Genomic DNA, 24680 nt, shown 5'->3' on the forward strand with positions numbered 1-24680 from the left:
AAGAACTTTGGAGGTGGTTTTATGAAAAAGAAAATCAGTATTATTGCATTATGTGTAGCTGTTGCAGGAGTTATAGCTTATTTTCCAATAAAGACTGCACTTGGTGGTAATGATGTAATGTCACAATGGGGTAAAATTTTAAGTGATGACAGCAAAAATGAAACATCAGGAAGTAAAAGTAAATTTAGAATTGCAACTGACGGACCGGCAGCACAAACATATTCTGCATCAGATGAAATATTTGAATGTGGGAAAGATATTTTAATAACTAAAAGGGAAATAGAAGTTTCAAAGGCTTTTTATATGCTTAAGGGAGAAAGTGAGAAGACGGCAGAAAAAGAAGCTGTAAAATACATGGAAGAATTTAATGCAATGTATGTTAAGGCAATAAAAGCAGGTTTTGATGTTACAGATGAAGAAGTGGATAATTATATTGCTGATTTGAAGAAAATGTCAGATGAAGCTGAGAATGCCGATGATGTAAAAAAAGTGATAGCACAGTTTGATTCAGAAGATGAGTATTGGGCTTATGAAAAAGAAGTATATCAGAAGCAATTGCCAATTCAAAAGTACGTTGAATCATTGGAAAGTGATTATGTTAAGAAGTCAGGTACGGATGTAAACTATGAGTCGGGTACAAAAGCGTGGAACAAAGAGTTAGATAAAATTAAAGAAAAAGCAGCAAAAGAGCAGAAGTACAAAAAAGTAAAATCTGTAAAAGATATAGATAATAAATTCGTTAAGTAATTAAAAAAAGATGCCGGAATTGTGGTGCGTAGCACTCAATAGTTTCGGCATCTTTTAGTATATGCATAATTTTTATTTGAAAATAATGTAAGCCTAAAATCCACTATCACAAATTTTAAGTAGAAATATATTTTGCTTCACGGCAAAAATTAAAACGTATAGAAAATATAAGTTAGTGTAAAATTTTAGGTGGCAAAAATATAAAAAAATAATTGACTTACATTTTTTATAGCGTTATAATTCAGAACAACGATATAGATGACCATTAAAACCGTTGATGCGGAGGTAAAAGTGAATCGTGCACTTACAGAGAGCAAGGGCTGGTGGAATCCTTGCAGAACGCAGCTCACATAAATGGACCGCAGAGGGCACAGAACAAAGCATTATATTTGTTAGTATTCTGTGACGTGAAGGCATACGTAAGTTGCACAGAGTATGATAGTACTCGTTGAGTGTGTAAGATATTTTTCTTACGAATCAAGGTGGCACCGCGGAATATTATTTTAGTATTTTCGTCCTTGATGATAACATTTTGTTAAGTGTTATTGTTAAGGATTTTTTTATGCAATAAATACTCTAGAGGTTATCCAGATTGTTAAAAAACTCAAAGTGAAGAAAAGGAGAAAAAAGATGAGAAAGATGAAGAAAGTTTTGAGCGTTTTATTAACAGTAGGAATGGTAGCAACAGCATTTACAGGATGCGGAGGAAACGGAAGCAACAGTTCAGGAAAGACTGATTCAAAGGACACTAATGGAGATGGAAAAGTAAAAGTTGGTGTAGTTTCAATGATTGAAAATGGAGCTTTTACAGATATGAGAGATGGTATTATTGATGAATTAAAAGCACAGGGATATGAGGATTCACAGATAGAATATAAATGTGCAGCAGGCGATTCAACAGCACTTACAACAATTGTGACAAATATGATAGATGGAACATATGATATGGTATTTACTATTGCCACACCTCCTACACAGGCTATGGTTAATACAGAAACAGATACACCTGTATTTTTCTGTGCTGTATCAGCACCTGTAGCAGCAGGAGTAATTACAGACATGGATAAACCGGATAAGAATGCAACAGGAACATCTAATGCAATTCCTGTATCAGACATTATTGATTTTGCTCAGTCAGTAACACCGGCAAAGAAGGTTGGTATCATTTATAGCGGAAATGAGGATAATGCAACAAACACAGCAAAGCAGTGTGAAGAATATTTAGACAAAACAAGCGTTGAATATGTTGAAAAAACAGCACCAACATCAAATGATGTAGAATCTGCAACAAATGCATTAGTAGCAGAAGGTGTAGATATGATATTTATTCCAAATGATTCAATTATTCAGGACGGAATTAGTACATTAACAGATATTTGCAAAGAAAAGAAAATTCCAACATATTGTTCATCAGCAACAACAGTTGTTTCAGGCTGTTTTGCAACATTAGCAATTGATGATAAGGGAATTGGTAAGAAAACAGTTGATATTGCAATGGACTATGTAAATGGAAAGAAAGTTGAAGATATTCCGGCACAGGTTGTAGGAATTGATTATTGCACAGTTAACAAAGCTACAATGGAAGTATTAGGAATTAGCGAAGATAACATTAAAACAGATTATGAAGTTAAGTTAATTGAGAACTAAAGAGGAACAAAGATGATTGAATTACAGTATTATATATCAAACATTCCGGATTGCTTGATCTATGGATTGTTGGCAATGGGAATATATATATCACTTAGAATATTAGATATACCTGATTTGACAACAGAAGGAAGTTTTGGATTCGGAGCAGTTATTTCAGTATTAGTTGCATTAAACGGACACCCTATTCTTGCATTATTTGCAGGAATTGTGGCAGGAGCAGTAGCAGGAGCAATTACAGGTTTATTGCAGACTAAGTTGCAGGTACATCCTGTACTTGCGGGAATAATAACAATGAGTGGATTGTACTCGATAAATCTTGTATGTTATTCCCTTACGGAAAAAGGTGCAACAACGAACTTAAGTTATAACAAGATTACTATATTTGAAAAAATAAAAGAGATATTTGCAATTCGAGGACAATTTGAAACAAGTGTTGTAAAATCAGTAGTTAGTTTGATAATTGTAATCGTAGTTTTATCATTAATAATATGGTTCTTTAAGACACATATTGGACTTTGTATACGAGCTACAGGAGATAATCCTGATATGGTCAGAGCATCTTCAATTAATGTTGACAGAACAAAGATTATAGGACTTATGCTTGCAAATGCCTTAATAGGACTTGCAGGAGCAATGGCATCACAAAGTGTTGGATATGCAGATATAAATACAGCAAATGGAACACTTATATATGGCTTGGCTGCAGTTATTATAGGTGAAGCCGTATTTGGAAAAAGAGGAGCAACTATTGGAATGATTTCAGCAGTTGTAGGTTCAATTGTTTATAAAATAATTGTTGCATTTGTAATTAGAGAAAATTTATTTGGAGATTTGAGCAGTAATCTGATGAAATTTACATGTGCATTAATCGTAGCAATTACACTGGCAGTTCCTGCAATAAAACAGAAAATTGCAGAAACAAAACAGAGAAAGGCGGCGAGATAATGTTAGATATTCAGAATATTTCAAAGACATTTGAAAAAGGGACAGTAAATGAACATATTGCAATTAACAATATGAGTCTTAAGCTTGAGGATGGTGAGTTTGTAACGATTGTCGGTTCAAACGGAGCAGGAAAGAGTACGTTGTTCAATGCTATATGTGGAAGCTTTATGATTGACTCAGGACACATTTTACTTGATGGAAAAGATATAACTTATGACAGTGAACATTCAAGAGCTAAAGTTATTGGAAGAGTATTTCAGGATCCAATGAAAGGAACAGCTCCTAATATGACAATAGAAGAAAATCTTGCTTTGGCATATTCAAGAGCATCTAAGGGCTCAAATCCATTTGCGAGAGCGATTACAAAAAAGAAAGTTGAATTTTTTAGGGAAAATCTTGCCCGTTATAATATGGGGATTGAAGACAGAATGAAAACAAAAATAGGTTTGCTTTCAGGAGGACAGAGGCAGGTTGTAACACTGCTTATGTGTACTTTGTCAATTCCTAAATTATTACTGTTAGATGAACATACAGCAGCTCTTGATCCTGCAACGGCACAGAAGGTTATGGACATTACAAAGACAATTGTCAGTGAAAATAATATAACAACAATGATGATTACTCATAACATGAAGCAGTCATTAACAACAGGAACAAGAACGATTATGCTTGATTCAGGGGAAATACTTCTTGATTTGTCAGGAGATGAAAGAGACAACATGACAATGGAAGACATGATTAAGATGTATTCAATGAAGAAACAAAAAGAATTTGATAATGATAGGATATTGTTAAGCTAGCAATTTTTATATGTAAAATTTTCCATAAATTTTACATGGAATATATTTGAAATTGACTAAGATTTGTTATTATACAATCACAGGCTTAAATAAGTCAGTTAAAAGCCTACAAGTTCATATTTTGATAGAAGACATCTTAATAACTCCGTGTCATTAATTAGTCTGGGAAACTAAATAGTGTTAAATAAGATGTCTAAAGTGAAATTACGTTGTAGTTTCACATTAAAAACACCTACATCAGGAAATGACTCATTTCTTTTTCATTCAAATATTATGCGGGTGCCGTATTGGATATGGCACCTTGCATAGGAAAAGACATATTTGAAAGAAGAAGGTAGACAATAATAAGGCTTATCTACATTTGCTTGACAATATATAATCATAGCGATATAGTATGAAATAGAGATACCCCTACAAGGTATGGAAATGGAGGCTTAATTATGTTTAAAACAGTTGTGAAAGTAGATGGGATGATGTGTGGAATGTGTGAAAGTCATGTTAATGAAGCTGTAAGAAAAGCAGTACCATTAAAAAAAGTAACATCTTCTCACGGTAAGGGAATAACGGAAATTATTTCGGAGGACAAGATAGATGAAGAGGCTGTAAAGAAAGCTATTGATGATACGGGATATAAAGTATTGTCGATAGAAACACAACCATATGAAAAAAAGAAGTTTTCATTATTTGGAAGAAAATAATAAATTAGAGATACCTGAAATTACACAAAAAAGTGTTTTTTTAGGTATTTTTTATAGAAACAACATATTTATATAAAGATTTTATTTTGATAGATTAAAAAAGTAGGGAAAAGTAATAAGTAATCGGAAAAGTCGATAAAAAACAGTTGAAGATATTTGTATTTATATTAAAATATATAGTAGGGTATTTTAATAAAATAATGATGGGTCGTAAGATGCAATTGGCATTGTTGTGTGTAATGTGTATGCATTATAGATAAGAAAAATAAAAATGATACAAACAGATAAAATATAGACGATTTTTATTTAGGAGAAATGAAATATGTTTATAGGAATATGTGACGACGATAATATAATGAGGGAAAGAATAGAGAGAGTATGTAAAGACGTCACGAAGAAATACAACGAAGAAACAATTATAAAAAAATATAAAGACGGACAGGAAATTACTGATCAGAACATAGATATTTTAATACTTGACATTGAAATGCCGATGGTTGGCGGTATTGCAGTAAAAGAAAAGTTAGAGAATGCAAAGAGCAATACAGTCATTATTTTTGCAACGAGCCATGAAGAGATGATGGCTCAGGCATTTGGAGTAAATGTTATTGGATTTGTTACAAAGAAATACATAGAAGATCAGTTACCGGTAGTTTTAGAGAGAGCTTTAAAGATAGTAAGAGGAACGGTTCTTATAGAAGGCATAGACAGTAGAAATATTGAATACATTAAATCAGAGCATATTTATTGCAATTTGTATCTTACAGACGGACAGGAATTTTTACTGAGAGAAAGTATGAAAGCCTTAGAGGACAGATTGGAAACTGTAGGATTTATAAAGATTTTCAGAGGATGTCTGGTTAACATGGAGCAGGTGGAAGAAATGAAGAATGGTAAAGTGTATATGCATGGAGGCACGGTTCTTCAGATTAGTAGCAGATTAAAAGCGTCTGTCGAGAAAAAATACACAAGCTTCTGTATAGAGAATGCGAGGTTTTGCTGATGATTTATGGATTAAAGGTGTTAAGTACATTTTTAAGCTTCATTAAATACATAGTATTTCCAATTGGCATTATGGGATTTAATTTACGAAAGAGTAAATTAAAATATGCAATAATACCTATTTTAGGTTTGACGGCTGCTTATTTGTTTAATGTAAATAAGCCTACCGTAACGGCAGAAATTTTATTTCAGATAGTAATTCTTTTAGTGCTGTTTGATGAAAAAATACAGACTATTATAAGAGGATTCATTATAGAGTTTGTTTTAGTATCGCTTATAGATTTAATGGTTTGGCTGATACTGGTTGGAATTACTTCACTTGGAAATGATTATGATGATTATGAAAGAAAAATTTTTATCTATGGAAATTGCATAGGATTTATAATAATTTTTTTAGCAGCATTATTTTTGTACAAAAGAAGAAAAGATATTGCTGAGGTAATAAGGAATATAAAGATTAAAGAACTTATTTTTGTTATCGCTGTAATGGGAACTTTAGGAATTGTAGTTGCATGTATTCAGGGTGCTTATTTAGGTGAAATGACATTGAGCATTCAAAGAATGGCAATGATTGTAGCAGTTATATTTTTAGTCATAATAATTGCAATGAGTGTTATGTTTGTGTATGTAGTAAACTCAAGAAAAATCTTAATGGAAATTAATGATTTGAATGAAGAGTGTATGAAATACCAAAAAAATTATTATGAGAGACTTATAACGGAAGATAGTGAATTAAGGGCTTTCAGGCATGATGTTAATAAGCATTATAATGCAATATCAGCATTGTTAAATGAAAATGATGTTGAGCAGGCAAGAGACTATGTAAATGAACTAATAAATAGAAAAGATGTACATTTTACGTATAAGACAGGAAATGTGGTTGCGGATTACATTATTAATGGCGAAGTACAGGCAATCAAACAGGAAAATGGTGATGATGTTAAAATTCAGATTCTTGGAAAATTCCCACAGTCAGTAGGAATAGAACAAACTGATTTATGTATTATTCTGGCAAATTCATTGGATAATGTTAAAGAGGCTTTTAGTCGATTTGAAGGAAAGAAAGAATTAGGAATAACAATTCAGAACCACAAAAAGAGAATAATTTTAAAAATAGAAAATACATCACAGCCGGTGGATGTGAAAAATATAAATACATCAAAGAATGACAAAAAGAACCATGGATATGGTATTTCAAACATAAGGAGGGTAGTGGATAAATATAACGGCACAATGCAAATCAAATATGTTGATGGCAGATTTTTGTTAGAAATGCTAATTTAATTTTATTGAACGGGTCGTGAATATAAAGGTTAGCGGATAAAGTAAGTTAATGATTAATTAAAGATAGTAAGAAGGTTATGTAGAAGTAGATGTGTTAGTAAAGAAAATGATTAAGTTAAGAACAGAAAACTTACGCTCGTAACAGATTTTACTACGTTAAGAACAAAAAAACTGCGTTAAGAACATATGGATTGCAGTTAAAAGAAATATTAGATACAATTAAATTTAGAAAGAAACAAACAAGTAAGTTTGGAAGAGGTAAAAGATATGTTTATTGATACATGTGCAATGGATACAATTTGGAGAATAATTAAATTTTTCTTCAAATAGAATAAGTTTAACAGATACGATTTGAAAACATTAATTTCAATCGTCAACAAATAATTAACAATTAGAAGGTACACGTTGAGTGTAGCATTTGGAAATATATGTATTGGGACTAATAAGAGACAGGTTTTCCGTATGAGGTGTATACAAAATAATAATGTAATTGGGGAATTACAAGTGGAACGACCTGTTCACTAAAGAAGCCTTTCAAGTAGAAATAATCTATTTGAAAGGCTTTTCTTGTTATACGCAATGAGCCAAATACTTTCAGCTTTTTGCTTGCAAAAAAAGCTGAAAGTATTTGGCGAATGTATAATCACTGAGAAGAAGCAAAGCGGATTCGAAGTGATGTACATGGCGAAGCCATGGGTATAACAAAAAAAGATAAAGAATAAGAGTTGTCGAATGCATAATCACTGAGAAGAAGCGAAGCGGATTCGAAGTGATTACATGGCGAAGCCATGGGTATAACAAAAAAGATAAAGAGTAAGAGTCGGCGAATGCATAATCACTGAGAAGAAGCGAAGCGGATTCGAAGTGTTATGAACGGCGAAGCCGTGCGTATAACAAGATTATTTCAAGGCATCTTTAATTTTAGGAATCATCTTTTTGCCGTAAACATATCCGGATTTTATACAATCATTAATCATATTAAAAGTTAAAAGACCGGCATTTTTATCAAGTGAAGGTTCAAGTAAAAGTCGTTCTCCCTGAGAAAGGCATGTTTTCAGATTGTAAGACATAATAGAAAAAGAATGAGAGAGAATTTCAGTAATAGAATTGTTGTGAGGAGTTTTATAATCTACACCAATGTCAACAGCAATAATTTTATCAACGCCTGTGGACATTAAAAGATTTACCGGAAGGTTGTGGGTTACACCACCATCAACCAGGTAGTACTTGCTCATTTTGACAGGACGAAATATTCCGGGGACAGAGCAACTTGCGGTAATAATGTCACATAGTTTTCCGCTCTTTTTCCAAATGACGTTTTCGGTAGGATATTTTATTTCAGAATTAGTAAATGCAATTGTATTACCGGAAATTAAATCCACGGTAGGAATTATAAGGGGAGTAGTTAAGTCAGAAATATCTTTACCATCAGTATAAGAGCAAAGAAAGTTATTAAGTTTATGCCCTTTTAATAACCCCGTTAAATGCTGCTTGCGACAAGTTAAAAATTGAGGAAAAAATAAAAGCATTCCAATAATATCCGGGTCTAATATAGTAGTTGGGTGAGAAGTTAAAATCTGGGCAATTTTTTGCATAGTATCAATAGAAACATTTGCCGCATATAAACCGGCGATAATACTTCCGGCACTCGTTCCTGCGATTGAAGAGGGCAACATATTTTCTTCAGCGAGAGCCATTAAAATTCCGATGTGAGCACTTCCTCTTGCACCACCACCAGATAAAGCTAATCCGTAATCCATTTTAAATCCTTATACTAAGTATAAATTAAATATATGTTTAAAAAAGCAAAAAAGAACTGAAATGTAATGTTTATTATAATTTTTGAAAAGAGAAAAAATTTATATTATTAAAAGTAAAAATGCTAATAAACATATTGTTCCTGATTATGCCGTTCTTGAAAATGAATATAAAAAATAGTATACTTACTATAATTAATTGTAAAATGTCGAGATTTAATTTATGCAATAGTAATTTATTCTATAAGATATTTACAATTAATAGGTAAATTTATAGTATAGATGTTGCAAAACACAAAGGTAATTCTAATCATTGTGTTTTGAAATGCAGGAAGGGACGGACTAAAAAGTGAAGCTGATAATAATGAGATTTGAGGACGCAATGGTAGTTTGTGAAGACACGAATGGAAAAGAGTACGTTATTCAGAAAAAGAAGATTCCGGAAGAAGCAACAGAAGGAAATGTAATAAAGAAGGGAATAACGGGAAAATATTCTATGGACACAGATGAAGAATTTCTTAGAAAACATCGTATGGAAAAAATGAATGAAAAAGAAGAAAAAGTTATTGTTGAACCGTCGATATACAGTTGATAATAAAAACAGGCACTGCAAGTGAGCCGACTCTAAAAAGTTATAACTGGAATTTTAACTTTTTGGGGGTCTGTTCAGTATGTAGTGCCTGTTTTGTATAAGGATATTAAACATAATACTTATACGTTCTATGAATGTTTAACTGCAAATTCAATTTATTTTAAAACATACATTTCGAACTATTGTCTTTTCCATGAGATTGGTGCAAAAAGCATTAACATAGGGAAAATTTCAAGTCGTCCGGCTAACATATCAAACATTAAAATAAATTTTGAAAAATCAGAAAATATTCCAAAATTACGGGTAGGTCCAACAAGTTCTAATCCGGGACCGATATTATTTAATGTGGCAGCTACGGCTGTGAAATTAGTTGTGAAGTCTAAATTATCAATGCCGATAAGTAAAATTGAAAATGCCAAAATAAATATGTATGCAACCATAAAAATATTTGTTAAACGTACTGTTTCATGTTCAATAGGTCGTTTGTCCATAGTTATTTTTTTGACTCCGCGAGGATGAACAATAGTAAATAATTCTTTTTTTAATGTTTTGATTAATATTAAAAGTCGTGAAACCTTAATACCACCACCTGTACTTCCGGCACAGGCACCCATAAACATTAGCATAATAAGAATTGTTTTGGATACTTGTGGCCATAAATCAAAATTTGTGGTCGAAAATCCTGTTGTAGTAATAATTGAACCAACCTGGAATGCCGCATGTTTTAATGCTTCACCTATAGTTGGGAAAAAACTACGAATATTAAAAGTAATAATTCCTATAGTTGCAAAAATTACTAAAAGGTAAGCTTTTAATTCTTCAGAATGTAGTGCCTGTTTAAATTTTTTACATAAAATAAGATAGTATATATTAAAGTTTAAACCAAATAATATCATAAAAACAGTTACTATAATCTGAATCGATGAGTTATATCCGGTTATACTGTCATTTTTTATTCCAAATCCACCTGTACCGGCAGTACCAAAAGATGTAGTTAAAGCATCAAATAACGGCATACCTGATATAAGAAGAAGTAGTACTTCAATAAAAGTCATAACAGTATATATCCCATATAAAATCATTGCAGTATTTCTAACTTTTGGTACAAGTTTTTCAACAGAAGGTCCGGGACTCTCTGCTTTCATAAGATACATTCGCTGTCCACCACGCATTGGGAGAATCGCAAGTATAAAAACCAGAACTCCCATACCACCAATCCAATGCGTAAAGCATCTCCACATATTATTACAATAGGATAAAGATTCAACATCAGATAAAATACTTGCTCCTGTAGTTGTGAAACCGGAGATGGTTTCAAATAAGGCGTCTACCATTGAAGGTATCTCTCCACTTATAACAAATGGAAGACAACCAAATATACTTAAAATTACCCAGCTTAATGAAACTGTTATGTAACCTTCTGTTGCATAAAATTCTGTATCTTTTGGTTTCTTGTGACTAAGAATAGTACCAATAATCAGACACATAGCAATGGTAATTACATAAGAGTATGCTGATTTTTCAGAATAAATTATGCCCACAATCAAAGGCAGACACATTAATATGCCTTCAAGTTTTAATACAATTCCTAAAATATATCGTATAATTGAATAATTCATGACTTTATGTTAATCCTCCAAAATATCCCTAGCGTCTTTTAAGCCTAAAAGAGTTGTAACTATAATCATTGAGTCACCAGGAGCAATTACATCATCTCCACCCGGAATAATTAATTTATCATCACGGGTTATACAACAAATTAATACACCCTTTTTTATATTAAGGTCTTTCAAAGGAACACCTGTCAGTTTTGATTTCTCGGCAATGTTAAATTCCAAAGCTTCAACCTTATCGTCACATAATCTATATAGAGTAACGATATTACTTCCAATGGCATTTTGCTTTGCACGTACATATTGTAAAATTCGTTCAGTACAAAGATTTTTAGGATAAATAACACTGTCTAAATTTAAATTATGAACCACTTCAGTTAACTGTGAACGATTTATTTTTGACACAACTTTAGTTTTTACTCTCTTTTGAGCAAATAAAGCAAGAAGTATATTTTCTTCATCATAATTAGTTAATGTAACTAATGCATCTGTCTGGTCTATTCGTTCTTCAATAAGAAGAGTATTGTCTGTTCCGTCACCGCAGATGATAGTAGCATTAGGTAGCATTTCACACAATTCCTGGCAACGTGCAGGGTCATGTTCGATTATTTTTACTGAAATCTTTAACTTCAAAAGCATTTGTGCTAAATATACAGCAATTTTTCCACCACCAACAATCATCGCATTTTTAACTTCGTGAGTATGGAAATTAATAAAATGGAAGAAGTCAATGGTTGTCTGTCTAGAAGACATCATTGATACAACATCTCCTGATTTTAAAACAAAATCACCTGTTGGGATTGTTACTTCATTATCCCTTTCAATAGCACATATAAGAACACCTGCAAATATACGGGATGATAAATCTTTTATATGTACATTATCAAGAACAGAATCCTTAGGAATTCTAAAACGAATCATTTCAGCTCGTCCTTTTGAAAATAGATCAACATCAATTGCATTTGGAAAACACAAAATACGTGAAATTTCAGTTGCTGAAATAAATTCAGGATTAATAATCATGGATAATCCTAATTCTTCCTGAAGAAAATGACGTTCTTTGTTATATATAGGATTTCTGACTCTGGCAATTGTGTTACAGTTGCTTCCTTTTTTTGCAATCATGCAGCATAAAAGATTTACTTCGTCAGACTTAGTTACAGCGATTAATAAATCAGCATATTCAAGACCGGCTTCCTGTAAAACGCTATAACTTGCACCGTTACCGATAATTCCCATAACATCATAAGTGTCAGCTAACTTGTGAACAACATTTCCATCAATGTCAACAACGCAGATACTATTATCCTCTTTGCTCAACTGTGCAGCCAGATTTTTTCCAACTTTACCACAGCCAACTATGATTATATTCATTTTCCGTACCAAACCTTGTAAAAACAAGACACAAATCAAAGATTAGACAATGACTTGTATTTAAAATCCTTTCTTAATATTAGTTTAAAACTATCAACAAAAATGTTTAAACTTAATACAAGAAACCTATAATTAGTTTGAATAATTATAAGTTCCTTGCGTCAAAGATTATAACATAGTTAGATTGGAAAGTATAGGATATTAGATAAACAAAAAAATCGACTGAAAAGGAAAGAAAAGAACTATTGTGAAAATAACGGGAGTGAGCAGAAAATCAATATTAATATAGTAGATTATTTAATAGCATTAAAGAAAAAAAATATGTTGACAGAAATGAAAAAAAAATATACTATAAACATATGAACAATTATTCATATGTTTGGAGAAAGGTGGAATTAAAATGATAAATCACAATGTAGAATGTTGCGATGAATGTAAGACTCATGAAGACTTGTTGAAAATCGTTAATGATAATATGCCTGATGAGGATGAATTATATGATTTGGCAGAGTTATTTAAAGTATTTGGAGATTCTACAAGAATACGTATACTTTTTGTATTATTTGAATCTGAAGTATGTGTATGTGATTTGGCAGAAACTTTGAACATGACTCAGTCAGCCGTATCTCATCAGTTGAGAATTTTAAAGCAGGCTAAACTTATTAAGAATAGAAGAGAAGGTAAATCAATTTTCTATTCACTTGCAGATGGTCATGTGAGAACGATAATTTCCCAGGGAATTGAACATATAGAAGAAAAATAAATATATTAGAGATTAGAAAGTCAGTACTAAAGCATTAGTGGAAAGGATGTTAATTATGAAGAAGAAATTTAAATTACAGGATTTGGATTGTGCAAATTGTGCAGCAAAGATGGAAGATTTAATTAAGAAAATTGATGGAGTAAATGGTGCATCTGTAAGCTTTATGACACAGAAGATGATGGTTGATGCAGACGATGCAAGATTTGATGACATTATGAAAGAAGTAGTAAAGGTTTGTGCGAAGGTAGAACCTGACTGCAAGATTTTATTATAATTGTCCATAGTTATAAAGCCGGCAGATTTTCAATGCATAAGTCAAAGAAAGTTACCGGCTTTATAAATATAAATTAGAAAATACGGTTTTTGATTATACATCCGTAAAATAAATACGGAGAAATGGAGTATATTATGAGTGAAAAGCAAAAAAAGATGTTGGGACGAATAATAGCAACATTAATTTTATTTGTAGTTCTTCTTATATTAGAAAAAACAGGAAAGTTTGATGATGTAAATAAGTGGATATTATTTGTTATTTATCTCGTACCATATATTATTATTGGATATGACATTGTTTTTAAAGCGTTTAGAAATATAAGTCACGGACAGGTGTTTGATGAAAACTTTTTGATGATGATTGCTACATTTGGTGCATTTGGAGTTGGTGAATATTCAGAAGCAGTAGCAGTTATGTTGTTTTATCAGGTAGGTGAATTGTTCCAGGCATATGCCGTTGGTAAATCAAGAAAGTCAATTTCAGATATGATGGATATTTGCCCGGAATATGCAAATATTGAAACTGAAAACGGATTAAAACAGGTCGATCCGGATGATGTTGAGGTAGGAAGTATTATAGTAATTAAGCCGGGTGAAAAAGTACCTCTTGATGGAGTTGTAGTTGAAGGAGAGTCATTTGTTGACACTGCAGCTTTAACAGGTGAGTCTGTTCCAAGAAAGGTTAGTGCAGGTGATGAAATCATAAGTGGCTGTGTTAACGGAAGTACGACTTTAAAAGTAAAAACTACAAAGGAATTTGATGATTCTACAGTAGCTAAGATTCTTGAATTAGTAGAAAATGCAAGCAGTAAGAAAGCTCGAGTTGAAAACTTTATTACAAGATTTGCAAAATATTATACACCTGTAGTTACTATTGGTGCAGTTGCTTTGGCAATAATACCGCCTTTGTTTTTCGGAGGACAGTGGGGTGACTGGATTCAGAGAGCATGTATATTCCTTGTAATCTCTTGCCCATGTGCTTTGGTTATATCAGTACCATTAGGATTTTTCGGTGGAATCGGAGCAGCTTCAAGAATTGGAATACTTGTAAAGGGAAGCAATTATTTAGAAGCATTGGCAGAAATGTCAACAATAGTATTTGATAAGACAGGAACTCTAACTAAAGGTGAATTTAAAGTATCAGGGATAAATGCAGTCGGATGTAGTGAAAAGGAATTGTTGGAAGTAGCAGCATATAGTGAATCGTATTCGACACATCCTATTGCTGAGTCTATTAAAAATGCATATGGAGAAAAAATAGATACATCAAAACTTCAGAATGTTGAAGAAATTGCAGGGCATGGAATACATGCACAGTTTGCAGGGAAAGATGTTTTTGTTGGCAATGAAAAACTGATGAATAAACAAAACATTTCCTATGAAAAATGTGATGCAATTGGGACAATAATTTATGTAGCGATTGATGGCAAATTTGCAGGCTCTTTAGTTATTTCTGATGAAATAAAAGAAGGTGCTAAAGAAGCTATTTCAGATATGAAGCATGTGGGTGTTAGAAAGACTGTAATGCTTAGCGGAGACCAGAAGGAAATAGTTGAGAAGGTGGCAGGTGAACTTGGAATTGATGAATATCATGCACAATTGTTACCGGCAGACAAAGTAGACCGTGTAGAAAAACTTCTTGAACAAAAGAGTGAAAAGGACAAAGTGGCATTTGTTGGTGATGGAATTAACGATGCTCCTGTACTCACAAGAGCTGACATAGGTATTGCAATGGGAAGTATGGGAAGTGATGCGGCAATTGAAGCAGCGGACGTTGTATTAATGGATGATGATGTTACAAAAATTGCCTCAGTTGTGAAAATATCAAGAAAAACACTTTCTATTGTAAAGCAAAACATTGTATTTGCGTTAGGAGTTAAAGCATTAGTGCTTATATTAGGAGCTTTTGGCGTTGCAAATATGTGGGAAGCAGTATTTGCAGATGTAGGCGTATCGGTTATAGCAATACTTAACTCGATGCGAACATTAAAAGAAGAATAGATGAATAAAATGAAAAACTTGACCGGTTAAATTTTGACCATGTTTTTTGAGTTTAAAGATAATATATAAACAAATAAGTATATAAAAATTATACAGGAATAATATGGTGCAAATTTGTAATTAATAATTTATTACCATTTATTGACACAAAAAAATAAGTGTGCTATAAAATGAGTTAGAAATAAATAACTACAGATAGATGATTAAAACACTTTAGTAATGCTTTGCATAATATGGCAATAAAATGGATTGCTAAATTTTAATAAGTTTTACAATAGTTTTGAAGTCTTAAGGTAGCAGTAGAATTAGGAGGAGAAAAATGTTAGACGTATTAAAGAAAATTGATATTAAGAAAACAGGAATTTTTGCAGCAGGTGTATTATTTGGAACAGCAGGTGTAAAAGTTTTAGGAAGTAAGGATGCTAAAAAAGTATATACAAACTGTACAGCAGCAGCTCTTAGAGCTAAAGATTGTGTTATGAAGACAGCTACAACAATTCAGGAAAATGCAGAAGATATTTATGCAGAAGCTCAGCAGATTAATGAAGAAAGAGCTGCAGCAGAGGAAGCAGAAAATATTGAAGATGAATTTGAAGATGTAGTTGAAGATACAACAGAAGATGCAGAGTAAATTTGAAGTTAATAGTTTATAACTTATTAAATTACATAAATGCAGATAAAAATAACTTTATATCGAAATAGGTACTATGAAAGCAGCGAGGGCAGGGAATAACTGCTTAAGTTGCTTTTTATAGTTGTATGGAGGCACAAAAATGAAAGTTAAAATAATGCATGAAATAAAAGGTCGTATACGTTTTCACGTCATTCAAAATAGAATGTCATATGAACAGGCAGACATACTACAATATTATTTTTCTATGGGAAAGAATATTACTCATGTAAATGTTCAAAACAGAACAGGTGATGTAACTGTATGTTATCAGGGAGACAGGGAAGAAATAATTAAAATGATTAAGACATTCTCTTATGAGAATGTAGAAGTACCAAAGATTTTTCTTGAAAATTCAGGAAGAGAATTGAATGAAAAATACAAAGAAAAACTTATAAATAAAGTAGTTCTTAGATATAGTTCAAAGTTATTTATTCCATATCCTATAAGAGCAGCCATATCAGTTGTTAAATCGACAAAATATATTAAACATGGAATACAGACTCTTCTCAAAGGAAAAATTGAAGTACCGGTATTAGATGCAACGGCAATAACAGTTTCTATGCTTAGAGGAGATATGGAAACAGCAGGTTCAGTAATGTTTTTACTTGGAATAGGTGAGATTCTTGAAGAGTGGACTCACAAGAAATCTGTTGATGATTTAGCAAGAAGTATGTCACTTAACATTGATAAGGTATGGCTTGTTGGCAGTGATGGAAAAGAAATCCTTGTAGATTCAAATAAGATAAAGGCAGGGGACAAAGTTATAGTACATATGGGAAATGTTATTCCGTTTGACGGTACTGTTACAGATGGAGAAGCTATGGTAAATCAGGCGTCAATGACGGGAGAATCACTTCCGGTACAAAAGGAAAAAGACAGTTCGGTATATGCAGGAACAGTTGTTGAGGAAGGAGAACTTACAATTTGTGTTAAAGAAGTAAGTGGTTCAGGAAGATTTGATAAAATTGTAACGATGATTGAAGAGTCAGAAAAACTCAAGTCACAGGTAGAAGGAAAAGCAGAACATTTGGCAGACAGACTTGTTCCATACACTTTGCTTGGAACAGGTGTAACATGGCTTGTTACAAGAAATGTAACAAGGGCATTGTCAGTGCTTATGGTTGACTTCTCGTGTGCATTAAAGCTTGCGATGCCGATATCTGTATTGTCAGCCATTAGAGAGGCAAGTATTTATAACATAACCGTAAAGGGTGGTAAATATCTTGAAGCAATAGCAGAAGCAGACAGTATTGTGTTTGATAAAACAGGCACACTTACAAAGGCACAACCTACAGTTGTAGATGTTATTTCATTCAACGGACAGTCTCAGGATGAATTGTTAAAAATTGCAGCGTGCTTAGAAGAACATTTTCCACATTCTATGGCTAAGGCTGTTGTAGATGCAGCAGCAAAGAAAGGTCTTGAACATGAAGAGGAACATACAAAGGTTGAATATATAGTGGCTCATGGCATTTCTACGTTTTATAACGGAAGAAAAACAATTATAGGAAGCTCGCATTTTGTGTTTGAAGATGAAAAATGTGTGGTCCCAAAAGGAATGGAAGAAAAGTTTAATAATTTGCCATTACAGTGTTCTCATCTGTATCTTGCAATTGAAAATGAACTTGCAGGCGTAATTTGCATAGAAGACCCATTAAGGGATGAAGCAGAAGCAGTAATTAATTCGTTGAAAAAAGCAGGATTAAGTAAGGTCGTTATGATGACAGGTGATAGTGAAAGAACAGCTTCAGTTATAGCAAAACGTGTTGGTGTGGATGAATATTATTCAGAAGTACTTCCGGAAGACAAAGCTAAATTTGTAGAAAAGGAAAAGTCACTTGGCCGAAAAGTTATAATGATAGGTGATGGTGTAAATGATTCACCGGCGTTATCAGCGGCAGATGTAGGAATTGCAATAAGTGATGGCGCTCAAATTGCACGGGAAATTGCTGATGTTACAATAGGTGCTGACAGTTTATATGAAATCGTAACATTAAAAGCAATTAGTAATGGGCTAATGAAGAAAATTCATAAAAACTACAAAGATATAGCAATATTTAACACAGGATTAATTGTTCTTGGAGTGGCAGGAATTATTCAGCCTACATTAGCAGCACTTTTGCATAATACATCAACTTTATTAATAAGCTTGCGTAGTATGCAGAATTTATTGGATGATTAGAAAGAATAAATATACAATATTAAATGTATAAAAAAGAGGATTGGTATATAAGATTTAATTAAATGTAAAAATTTAAAGGCTCTAAATTTTACAACTAAGTAAAGTTTAGAGCCCCTAATTATGACATTTAAGAAAATTTATATAAAGCCAATCCTTTTTAATTATCGCATTCTAAAACAAGAACCTCACAACTTTCAAGTTTAATAGAGGTAATCGGAAGAGCGTTTCGGTTTTTGTTTGAAAGAATTATATGTTTTACGCTATATTCAAGAGGTATATTTACGGATGTATTACCAAAATTGGAAATAACAAGTATACGTTTGTTATTAAATACACGATAATAAGCCATAACTGTTTCAGTGTTTTCATATGCAGGAATAAATTCGCCGTAAGTAAATGTTTCTATATATTCAGGAGATTTGCGCACTGACACTAATTTTTTGTAGTAGTTAAGCACAGAATCGGAATCTTTTTCCTGAGTATCAACATTAACTAATTTATAATTCGAGTTAACTTTTAACCAAGGTGTACCATTTGTAAAGCCGGCATTTTTAGAAGAATCCCACTGCATAGGTGTTCTTGCATTGTCACGACTCATTTTGCTACAGACAGCTAATGCATCCGTGTCATTAAGACCGGCTTTTCTTGCAATGCTATACTGGTCTATTGTGTTTATGTCATTAAATTCATCAATGCTTTCCCAAATGGCATTTTGCATTCCTATTTCCTGTCCCTGATAAATAAATGGAATTCCACGAAGCAGAATACTTACGGTTCCAAGCATTTTTGTGCCATCAGCGTTTCTGGCATATTCAGGTAAAAATCTTGATACTCCACGAGGTTCGTCATGGTTTTCTATAATATTTGCTTCAAATCCAACCTTTTGGACATCAAGTTGTGAGTTAATGATGGTTTCACGCCACTTCTTAAAAGTGATGTCAGGTGAATCATACCAACCATGTTTACCGTCACTAAGGCACTGCGCACTGAAATCAAAAATAGTTGAGAAATATCCGTTTTCGCCAATAAACTTATTAAGTTCAGATTTGTTTAAATTAAAAGCTTCGGCAACAGTAAATGCTTCATATTTCTCAAACGTGTTTTTCTTTAAGTCGTCTAACAATTCGCCTATTCCATCAACACTCTCTATCATGCGCCAACATCCTGACAAGCCATCAGGACCGTCAGGTCCAAAATCAGGAAAATCAAGGTCTTTTTTGATATTCATAATTGCATCAATTCTAAACCCGGCAAGACCTTTTTCAAGCCACCAGTTTACCATATCAAAAAGTTTTTGTCTTAGAATTGGATTTTCCCAATTTAAATCGGGCTGTTCTTTTGCAAACATATGTAAATAATATTTATCAGTTCCAGGTACAGGTTCCCAACAACTACCACCAAAATATGAACGATAATTGCTAGGTGGATTACCATTTTTGCCTTCTCTGAAATAGAAATAATCAGCGTATTCGCCATCAGGGTCAGCTAAAGCTTTCCTAAACCATTCATGTTGATCAGAACAGTGATTTATAACTAAATCCATTATAATGTACATATTACGTTTTTTTGCTTCAGAAAGTAATTCATCAAAATCTTCCATAGTTCCGAATTCTTTGGCAATAGAATAATAGTCAGAAATATCATAGCCCTGATCAATAAAAGGTGACTTGTAAATAGGAGAAAGCCATATAATGTCAATTCCTAATTCTTTTAAATAATCCAGTTTAGATATTATACCTTTTAAATCACCAATTCCATCCCCATTAGTATCAAGAAAACTTTTAGGATAAATCTGATAAGCAACCTTATCATGCCACCATTTTTTATTCATATAAATACCTCATTTTTACTAAAACTGATGCTTAGTAAATTCTTTCACTCATATAATGTAAATACATTGAAATATATGTATTATACTGCTATTATAAAAATAAAAAATAAAATTATCTTGCAGTATTTTAACAATATATAACACAATACTGCTATTGAAAATAAAATATATGAAGTAATGATAAGAGGTAATAAATTTGAAAAAGGTACATACACTTGCGATAGATCAAAAAGAAGATGCTAAACATGGAGAAAGTTTTTTTCCTGTACAAAAATATATAACAAATCTTTCTTCAGAATACATGGGAGTAACTAACCATTGGCACGAAGAGGCGGAACTTACGTTGATTACAAGTGGAAAATGTATATATAAGATTGATTTAGTTGAATATGAAGTAGAAGAAGGAGATATTTTATTTGTTCCTCCATTGTTTTTACATTCAATAACATTAGGAAATAATAAAAAAGTAAGTTCTGAAACATATGTATTTCACCTGAAATTTTTAGGAGGAAATTCTACAGATATATGCTCGACAAGGTATCTTGCGCCTATTATGAATCAGGAGTTTTCCATGCCATACGTTATAAAACCAAATTATCCGGCATATGTATCTCTTAGAAAAATATTTAATCAGATTAATACAACATATGACGAATCAATAATTGGTTATGAACTTGCATTGAAATCATTATTTTTACAAACAATATTCTTATTGCTTCAATATAGTAAAAAGGTAGCAGTGCCGGAGACAGAAAAGGTGTCGGACAAGATAAAAAATGTACTTGATTATATTGAACTTCATTATTCTGAAACAATTACCGTGTCACAATTAGCTAAACTTTGTTATTTTAGTGATTATCATTTTATGCGATTTTTTAAAAAACATATGAATATGACTTGTGTTGAATACATTAATAATTTGCGACTTGAAAAAGCAGTCGAACTATTTGAAAAGGGAAACTCATCAATAATGGAAGTTTCATTATCTGTAGGATTTCACAATCTTTCATATTTTCATAGGGCATTTAAGAAAAAGTATCGCATGACACCTCTTTCTTTTATAAATGATTTAAAAAAATATAGTTAAAACATTTAAGAATTGATGGTTTTTCTATATCTTCCCGGAGTAGTGCCGTATTTTTTCTTAAAGCATCTGTTAAAATAAGATAAATTCTCAAATCCGGTATTAACAGAGATATCAATAATATCATCAGAAGTTGTGGTTAATAATTTAGCTGCAACTTCTAAACGATAATCATTAAGATATTGTATAAAACTCATACCCATAGTTTCCTTAAAGAATTTCATAAAATAGGATTTGCTGTAAAAACAATGACCTGCAATTTCCTCTATAGTAATATTACTTTGAAAATTATCTGCAATATAAGTCAGAATAGACTTTACCTTATCAAGGGACTTTTTACTGATAGGTTTAACTTCGTTTAAGCCACAACTTGAAATTAAGATATAAAATATTTGAAACAGATGAGATTTGACTGATAACTGATATGCATATGGACGAAAATCACATAATCTGTCAATTTCATTAATTTGGGTAATAACAGGCTTGTAATATTCAAAACAATCATTAATAACAGGATTTATATTTAAACTCCCTGAAAGCAAGGACTGAACAAATTTATCATTACATAAATCATATCCTGAAGATTTAAGAAGACCTGATTTAAATAATATATTTTCATATTCCATAATATTATCTTCATTCTGACTTATTGAATGCAATTGACCTGGAAATACAAAAATTATATTTCCGGCTTCAACTGAGTATGATACTAAATTAACATTAACTATTCCGCAACCTTTCTTTATTACTATAATTTCAACTTCATTATGCCAATGCAAATTAACAGATTTGAAATCTAAAGGAATAGAACAGAGATATGTGTTGTATGGGAAATCGTCCGGTGTATGAGTTTTAGTTTCGTGATATATATTGTATTGATCTTTATTCATAAAATAACCTCCAAAATAAAAAAAGGATAGTATTGTGCAAATAATCGAAAGAATAATGCAATAAATTATAAGATGACAATATTATAATATAAACACAAAAATAAAACCATAATATTTTAGGAGGTACAAAAATGCAACTTTCGGAAATTATTAAAACAGAATATAATAAATCAATTTCAGAATGTACAAACGAGGAGATTTATTATTCATTACTTACTTTAGTCAAAAATATGGCTGAAAGTAAACAACATAAAAATTCTAAGAAGAAACTATATTATATTTCAGCGGAATTTCTTATAGGAAAATTGTTATCAAATAATCTTATAAATCTTGGAATTTATGATGATGTAAAAAAAGAACTTGCAGATAATGGGAAAAATCTATGTGAAATAGAAGAATTTGAAAAAGAGCCGTCTCTTGGAAATGGTGGGCTTGGAAGACTTGCGGCATGCTTTTTAGATTCAATAGCAACATTAGGCCTTAACGGGGATGGAGTAGGATTAAATTATCATTTTGGCTTGTTTAAGCAGATATTTAAAAATAATGCCCAGACTACAGTACCCGATCCATGGCTTACTAAGAAAAGCTGGTTAAATAAGACAGATGTAACATATAAGGTTAAATTTAAAGGAATGACTGTTACTTCAAGAATGTATGATATTGATGTTACAGGATATAACAGCACAACAAATAAGCTTCATTTATTTGATATTGAAAGTGTTGATGAAAACATTGTAGAAGATGGAATTAATTTTAATAAAGAAGATATAGAAAAGAATCTTACTTTATTCCTTTATCCTGATGACAGTGATGATGCAGGCAGAATTTTAAGAATTTATCAGCAGTATTTTATGGTATCAAGTGCGGCGCAACTTATTTTAGATGAGTGTATTGAAAAAGGGTGCAAACTTTATGATTTATCAGACTATGCTGTAATCCAGATAAATGATACACATCCAACAATGGTTATTCCTGAACTTATTCGTTTGTTGGTAGAACGTGGATTAGAAATGGACGACGCAATAGAAGCAGTTACTAAGTCATGTGCATATACAAATCATACAATTTTAGCTGAAGCATTAGAAAAATGGCCTGTTTCATATCTTAAAAAAGCAGTTCCACAGTTGATGCCTATTATTGAAGTGTTAGATGATAAAGTAAGAAGAAAATATAATGACGCATCTTTATATATTATTGATGGTGAGGAAAGAGTTCATATGGCTCATATTGATATTCATTATTCTTCAAGTGTTAATGGTGTTGCTTCACTTCATACAGAGATTTTAAAAAATATTGAATTAAATAACTTTTATAAGATTTATCCAGAAAAGTTCAATAATAAAACTAACGGAATTACTTTTAGAAGATGGCTACTTCATAGTAATCCGCAGCTTACAGAACTTATCACATCACTTATAGGAGACGGATATAAAAAGGATGCTACACAATTAGAGAAACTTTTAGAATATAAAGATAATGAAGAAGTGTTAAATAAAATACTTGAAATAAAAGACACTAAGAAAATGGAATTGAAAAATGTATTACGTGATAGACAGAATATTTCAATTAATGAAAATTCAATATTTGATATTCAGATTAAAAGACTTCACGAATATAAACGTCAACAGTTAAATGCTTTATATGTGATTCACAAGTATTTGGAAATTAAAGCAGGTAAAAAGCCAACAACTCCAATAACAGTAATTTTCGGAGCAAAAGCAGCTCCGGCATATATCATTGCACAGGATATTATACACCTTATTCTTTGCTTGCAGGAACTAATAAACAATGACCCTGAGGTTAATCCATATCTTAATGTAGTTATGGTTGAGAATTATAATGTTACATGGGCAGAAAAATTAATTCCGGCATGTGATATTTCTGAACAGATTTCACTTGCATCAAAAGAAGCAAGTGGTACAGGCAATATGAAGTTTATGCTTAATGGAGCAGTTACATTAGGAACTGAAGATGGTGCAAATGTAGAAATACATGAACTTGTAGGCGATGATAACATCTATATTTTTGGCGATTTAAGTGAAACTGTTGTAGAAAGATATGCAAACGGAAGTTACAATGCAGCGCAATATTATAATGAAAATGCAGAAATAAAAGAAGCTGTAGACTTTATAACAGGTAAGGAACTTATGGCAGTAGGTGATAAGGAACGTTTAGAAAGACTTTCAAATGAACTTATTTGGAAAGACTGGTTTATGACATTCCCAGACTTCAATGATTATGTAAAGACAAGAGAGCAGGCATATGCTGATTATGAAAACAGATACGAATGGGCAAAGAAGATGCTTGTTAATATTGCTAAGGCAGGATATTTTTCATCAGATAGAACAATAGAAGAATATAACAGAGATATTTGGAAATTATAAAAATATATAGAAATAAAAGTACCGTAAAATGGTTGGTTATAAAACTTTTTTACGGTACTTTTTTATTGCGTATTTGTCAGAAAAATAGACAGCAAAATGGCAAAAAGAAAGTGTTTAACAAGAGTGACAAAATGCAG

20 protein-coding genes are annotated in these 24680 nt (G+C 31.9%); 15 read left to right on the forward strand and 5 right to left on the reverse strand.

Going from position 1 to position 24680, the window contains the following annotated elements; translation table 11 throughout:
- Positions 1-21: 21 nt before the first annotated feature.
- From DWW96_RS05945 to DWW96_RS05975, 7 genes are all read left to right on the forward strand, one after another.
- Positions 22-747, forward strand: coding sequence for a hypothetical protein (locus DWW96_RS05945; RefSeq protein WP_117909757.1), 726 nt, complete (start codon positions 22-24; stop codon positions 745-747).
- Between the two features lie 630 nt (positions 748-1377).
- Positions 1378-2394, forward strand: coding sequence for an ABC transporter substrate-binding protein (locus DWW96_RS05950; protein ID WP_117909759.1), 1017 nt, complete (start codon positions 1378-1380; stop codon positions 2392-2394).
- Between the two features lie 12 nt (positions 2395-2406).
- Positions 2407-3342 carry an ABC transporter permease gene (locus tag DWW96_RS05955; protein ID WP_117909761.1) on the forward strand — a complete coding sequence of 312 codons (936 nt, stop codon included), beginning with the start codon at positions 2407-2409 and terminating at the stop codon, positions 3340-3342.
- Positions 3342-4142, forward strand: a complete 801-nt coding sequence (locus tag DWW96_RS05960) for an ATP-binding cassette domain-containing protein (protein WP_117909762.1) — start codon at positions 3342-3344, stop codon at positions 4140-4142. Before DWW96_RS05955 ends, DWW96_RS05960 begins: the two co-directional genes overlap by 1 nt.
- 440 nt (positions 4143-4582) lie before the next feature.
- Entirely contained in the window at positions 4583-4840 is a 258-nt protein-coding gene (locus DWW96_RS05965; RefSeq protein ID WP_117909765.1) for a heavy-metal-associated domain-containing protein, read from the forward strand.
- Positions 4841-5162: 322 nt separating this feature from the next.
- Entirely contained in the window at positions 5163-5843 is a 681-nt protein-coding gene (locus DWW96_RS05970; RefSeq protein ID WP_022087919.1) for a LytTR family DNA-binding domain-containing protein, read from the forward strand.
- On the forward strand, positions 5843-7126 hold the full coding sequence (locus DWW96_RS05975; RefSeq protein ID WP_117909766.1) for a GHKL domain-containing protein: 1284 nt from the start codon (positions 5843-5845) through the stop codon (positions 7124-7126). The genes DWW96_RS05970 and DWW96_RS05975 overlap by 1 nt, the downstream gene beginning before the upstream one ends.
- 899 nt (positions 7127-8025) lie before the next feature.
- Here DWW96_RS05975 and DWW96_RS05980 read toward each other — a convergent pair.
- On the reverse strand, positions 8026-8886 hold the full coding sequence (locus tag DWW96_RS05980; RefSeq protein WP_117909768.1) for a patatin-like phospholipase family protein: 861 nt from the start codon (positions 8884-8886) through the stop codon (positions 8026-8028).
- Positions 8887-9247: 361 nt separating this feature from the next.
- On the opposite strand from DWW96_RS05980, the gene DWW96_RS05985 reads away from it, so the two are divergent.
- Positions 9248-9475 (forward strand): DUF3006 domain-containing protein, encoded by a 228-nt coding sequence (locus tag DWW96_RS05985; RefSeq protein WP_117909770.1) that lies wholly within the window; start codon positions 9248-9250, stop codon positions 9473-9475.
- A 179-nt stretch (positions 9476-9654) separates the two neighbouring features.
- On the opposite strand, the gene DWW96_RS05990 is transcribed toward DWW96_RS05985, so the two are convergent.
- Both DWW96_RS05990 and trkA read right to left on the reverse strand, forming a co-directional pair.
- A complete protein-coding gene (locus DWW96_RS05990; protein ID WP_022087923.1) occupies positions 9655-11094 on the reverse strand; it encodes a TrkH family potassium uptake protein in 1440 nt (479 codons plus the stop codon).
- 9 nt (positions 11095-11103) lie between these two features.
- A complete protein-coding gene (trkA, locus tag DWW96_RS05995) occupies positions 11104-12462 on the reverse strand; it encodes a Trk system potassium transporter TrkA (protein WP_022087924.1) in 1359 nt (452 codons plus the stop codon).
- A gap of 400 nt (positions 12463-12862) precedes the next feature.
- On the opposite strand from trkA, the gene DWW96_RS06000 reads away from it, so the two are divergent.
- The 5 genes from DWW96_RS06000 (at position 12863) to DWW96_RS06020 (ending at position 18354) form a co-directional block, all read left to right on the forward strand.
- Positions 12863-13225 carry a metalloregulator ArsR/SmtB family transcription factor gene (locus DWW96_RS06000; protein WP_022087925.1) on the forward strand — a complete coding sequence of 121 codons (363 nt, stop codon included), beginning with the start codon at positions 12863-12865 and terminating at the stop codon, positions 13223-13225.
- 55 nt (positions 13226-13280) lie between these two features.
- Positions 13281-13499 carry a cation transporter gene (locus DWW96_RS06005; protein WP_117909772.1) on the forward strand — a complete coding sequence of 73 codons (219 nt, stop codon included), beginning with the start codon at positions 13281-13283 and terminating at the stop codon, positions 13497-13499.
- Between the two features lie 134 nt (positions 13500-13633).
- On the forward strand, positions 13634-15499 hold the full coding sequence (locus tag DWW96_RS06010; RefSeq protein WP_117909774.1) for a heavy metal translocating P-type ATPase: 1866 nt from the start codon (positions 13634-13636) through the stop codon (positions 15497-15499).
- 319 nt (positions 15500-15818) lie between these two features.
- The gene (locus DWW96_RS06015) at positions 15819-16130 is read left to right on the forward strand and encodes a DUF6110 family protein (protein WP_117909776.1); all 312 of its coding nucleotides are present in this window, start codon (positions 15819-15821) and stop codon (positions 16128-16130) included.
- A 142-nt stretch (positions 16131-16272) separates the two neighbouring features.
- A complete protein-coding gene (locus tag DWW96_RS06020) occupies positions 16273-18354 on the forward strand; it encodes a heavy metal translocating P-type ATPase (protein ID WP_117909778.1) in 2082 nt (693 codons plus the stop codon).
- 157 nt (positions 18355-18511) lie between these two features.
- Here DWW96_RS06020 and DWW96_RS06025 read toward each other — a convergent pair whose 3' ends face one another.
- Complete coding sequence (locus tag DWW96_RS06025) at positions 18512-20185, reverse strand: alpha-glucosidase (protein WP_117909780.1); 1674 nt, start codon at positions 20183-20185, stop codon at positions 18512-18514.
- A 196-nt stretch (positions 20186-20381) separates the two neighbouring features.
- Between DWW96_RS06025 and DWW96_RS06030 the strand changes: the two genes are divergently transcribed.
- On the forward strand, positions 20382-21272 hold the full coding sequence (locus DWW96_RS06030; RefSeq protein WP_243003027.1) for an AraC family transcriptional regulator: 891 nt from the start codon (positions 20382-20384) through the stop codon (positions 21270-21272).
- A gap of 5 nt (positions 21273-21277) precedes the next feature.
- On the opposite strand, the gene DWW96_RS06035 is transcribed toward DWW96_RS06030, so the two are convergent.
- A complete protein-coding gene (locus tag DWW96_RS06035; RefSeq protein WP_117909782.1) occupies positions 21278-22159 on the reverse strand; it encodes an AraC family transcriptional regulator in 882 nt (293 codons plus the stop codon).
- 131 nt (positions 22160-22290) lie between these two features.
- Here DWW96_RS06035 and DWW96_RS06040 point away from each other — a divergent pair, with 131 nt between their 5' ends.
- The gene (locus DWW96_RS06040; protein WP_117909784.1) at positions 22291-24543 is read left to right on the forward strand and encodes a glycogen/starch/alpha-glucan phosphorylase; all 2253 of its coding nucleotides are present in this window, start codon (positions 22291-22293) and stop codon (positions 24541-24543) included.
- Positions 24544-24680: the final 137 nt, after the last annotated feature.

Source organism: Eubacterium sp. AF17-7, assembly GCF_003461285.1.
Lineage (GTDB): Bacteria > Bacillota > Clostridia > Lachnospirales > Lachnospiraceae > Eubacterium_U > Eubacterium_U album.

Bases quoted from the DNA above. Each gene is read 5' to 3' on its own strand.
- DWW96_RS05945 (WP_117909757.1), top strand. From the start codon at position 22: ATGAAAAAGAAAATCAGTATTATTGCATTATGTGTAGCTGTTGCAGGA.
- DWW96_RS05950 (WP_117909759.1), top strand. From the start codon at position 1,378: ATGAGAAAGATGAAGAAAGTTTTGAGCGTTTTATTAACAGTAGGAATG.
- DWW96_RS05955 (WP_117909761.1), top strand. From the start codon at position 2,407: ATGATTGAATTACAGTATTATATATCAAACATTCCGGATTGCTTGATC.
- DWW96_RS05960 (WP_117909762.1), top strand. From the start codon at position 3,342: ATGTTAGATATTCAGAATATTTCAAAGACATTTGAAAAAGGGACAGTA.
- DWW96_RS05965 (WP_117909765.1), top strand. From the start codon at position 4,583: ATGTTTAAAACAGTTGTGAAAGTAGATGGGATGATGTGTGGAATGTGT.
- DWW96_RS05970 (WP_022087919.1), top strand. From the start codon at position 5,163: ATGTTTATAGGAATATGTGACGACGATAATATAATGAGGGAAAGAATA.
- DWW96_RS05975 (WP_117909766.1), top strand. From the start codon at position 5,843: ATGATTTATGGATTAAAGGTGTTAAGTACATTTTTAAGCTTCATTAAA.
- DWW96_RS05980 (WP_117909768.1), bottom strand. From the start codon at position 8,886: ATGGATTACGGATTAGCTTTATCTGGTGGTGGTGCAAGAGGAAGTGCT.
- DWW96_RS05985 (WP_117909770.1), top strand. From the start codon at position 9,248: ATGAGATTTGAGGACGCAATGGTAGTTTGTGAAGACACGAATGGAAAA.
- DWW96_RS05990 (WP_022087923.1), bottom strand. From the start codon at position 11,094: ATGAATTATTCAATTATACGATATATTTTAGGAATTGTATTAAAACTT.
- trkA (WP_022087924.1), bottom strand. From the start codon at position 12,462: ATGAATATAATCATAGTTGGCTGTGGTAAAGTTGGAAAAAATCTGGCT.
- DWW96_RS06000 (WP_022087925.1), top strand. From the start codon at position 12,863: ATGATAAATCACAATGTAGAATGTTGCGATGAATGTAAGACTCATGAA.
- DWW96_RS06005 (WP_117909772.1), top strand. From the start codon at position 13,281: ATGAAGAAGAAATTTAAATTACAGGATTTGGATTGTGCAAATTGTGCA.
- DWW96_RS06010 (WP_117909774.1), top strand. From the start codon at position 13,634: ATGAGTGAAAAGCAAAAAAAGATGTTGGGACGAATAATAGCAACATTA.
- DWW96_RS06015 (WP_117909776.1), top strand. From the start codon at position 15,819: ATGTTAGACGTATTAAAGAAAATTGATATTAAGAAAACAGGAATTTTT.
- DWW96_RS06020 (WP_117909778.1), top strand. From the start codon at position 16,273: ATGAAAGTTAAAATAATGCATGAAATAAAAGGTCGTATACGTTTTCAC.
- DWW96_RS06025 (WP_117909780.1), bottom strand. From the start codon at position 20,185: ATGAATAAAAAATGGTGGCATGATAAGGTTGCTTATCAGATTTATCCT.
- DWW96_RS06035 (WP_117909782.1), bottom strand. From the start codon at position 22,159: ATGAATAAAGATCAATACAATATATATCACGAAACTAAAACTCATACA.
- DWW96_RS06040 (WP_117909784.1), top strand. From the start codon at position 22,291: ATGCAACTTTCGGAAATTATTAAAACAGAATATAATAAATCAATTTCA.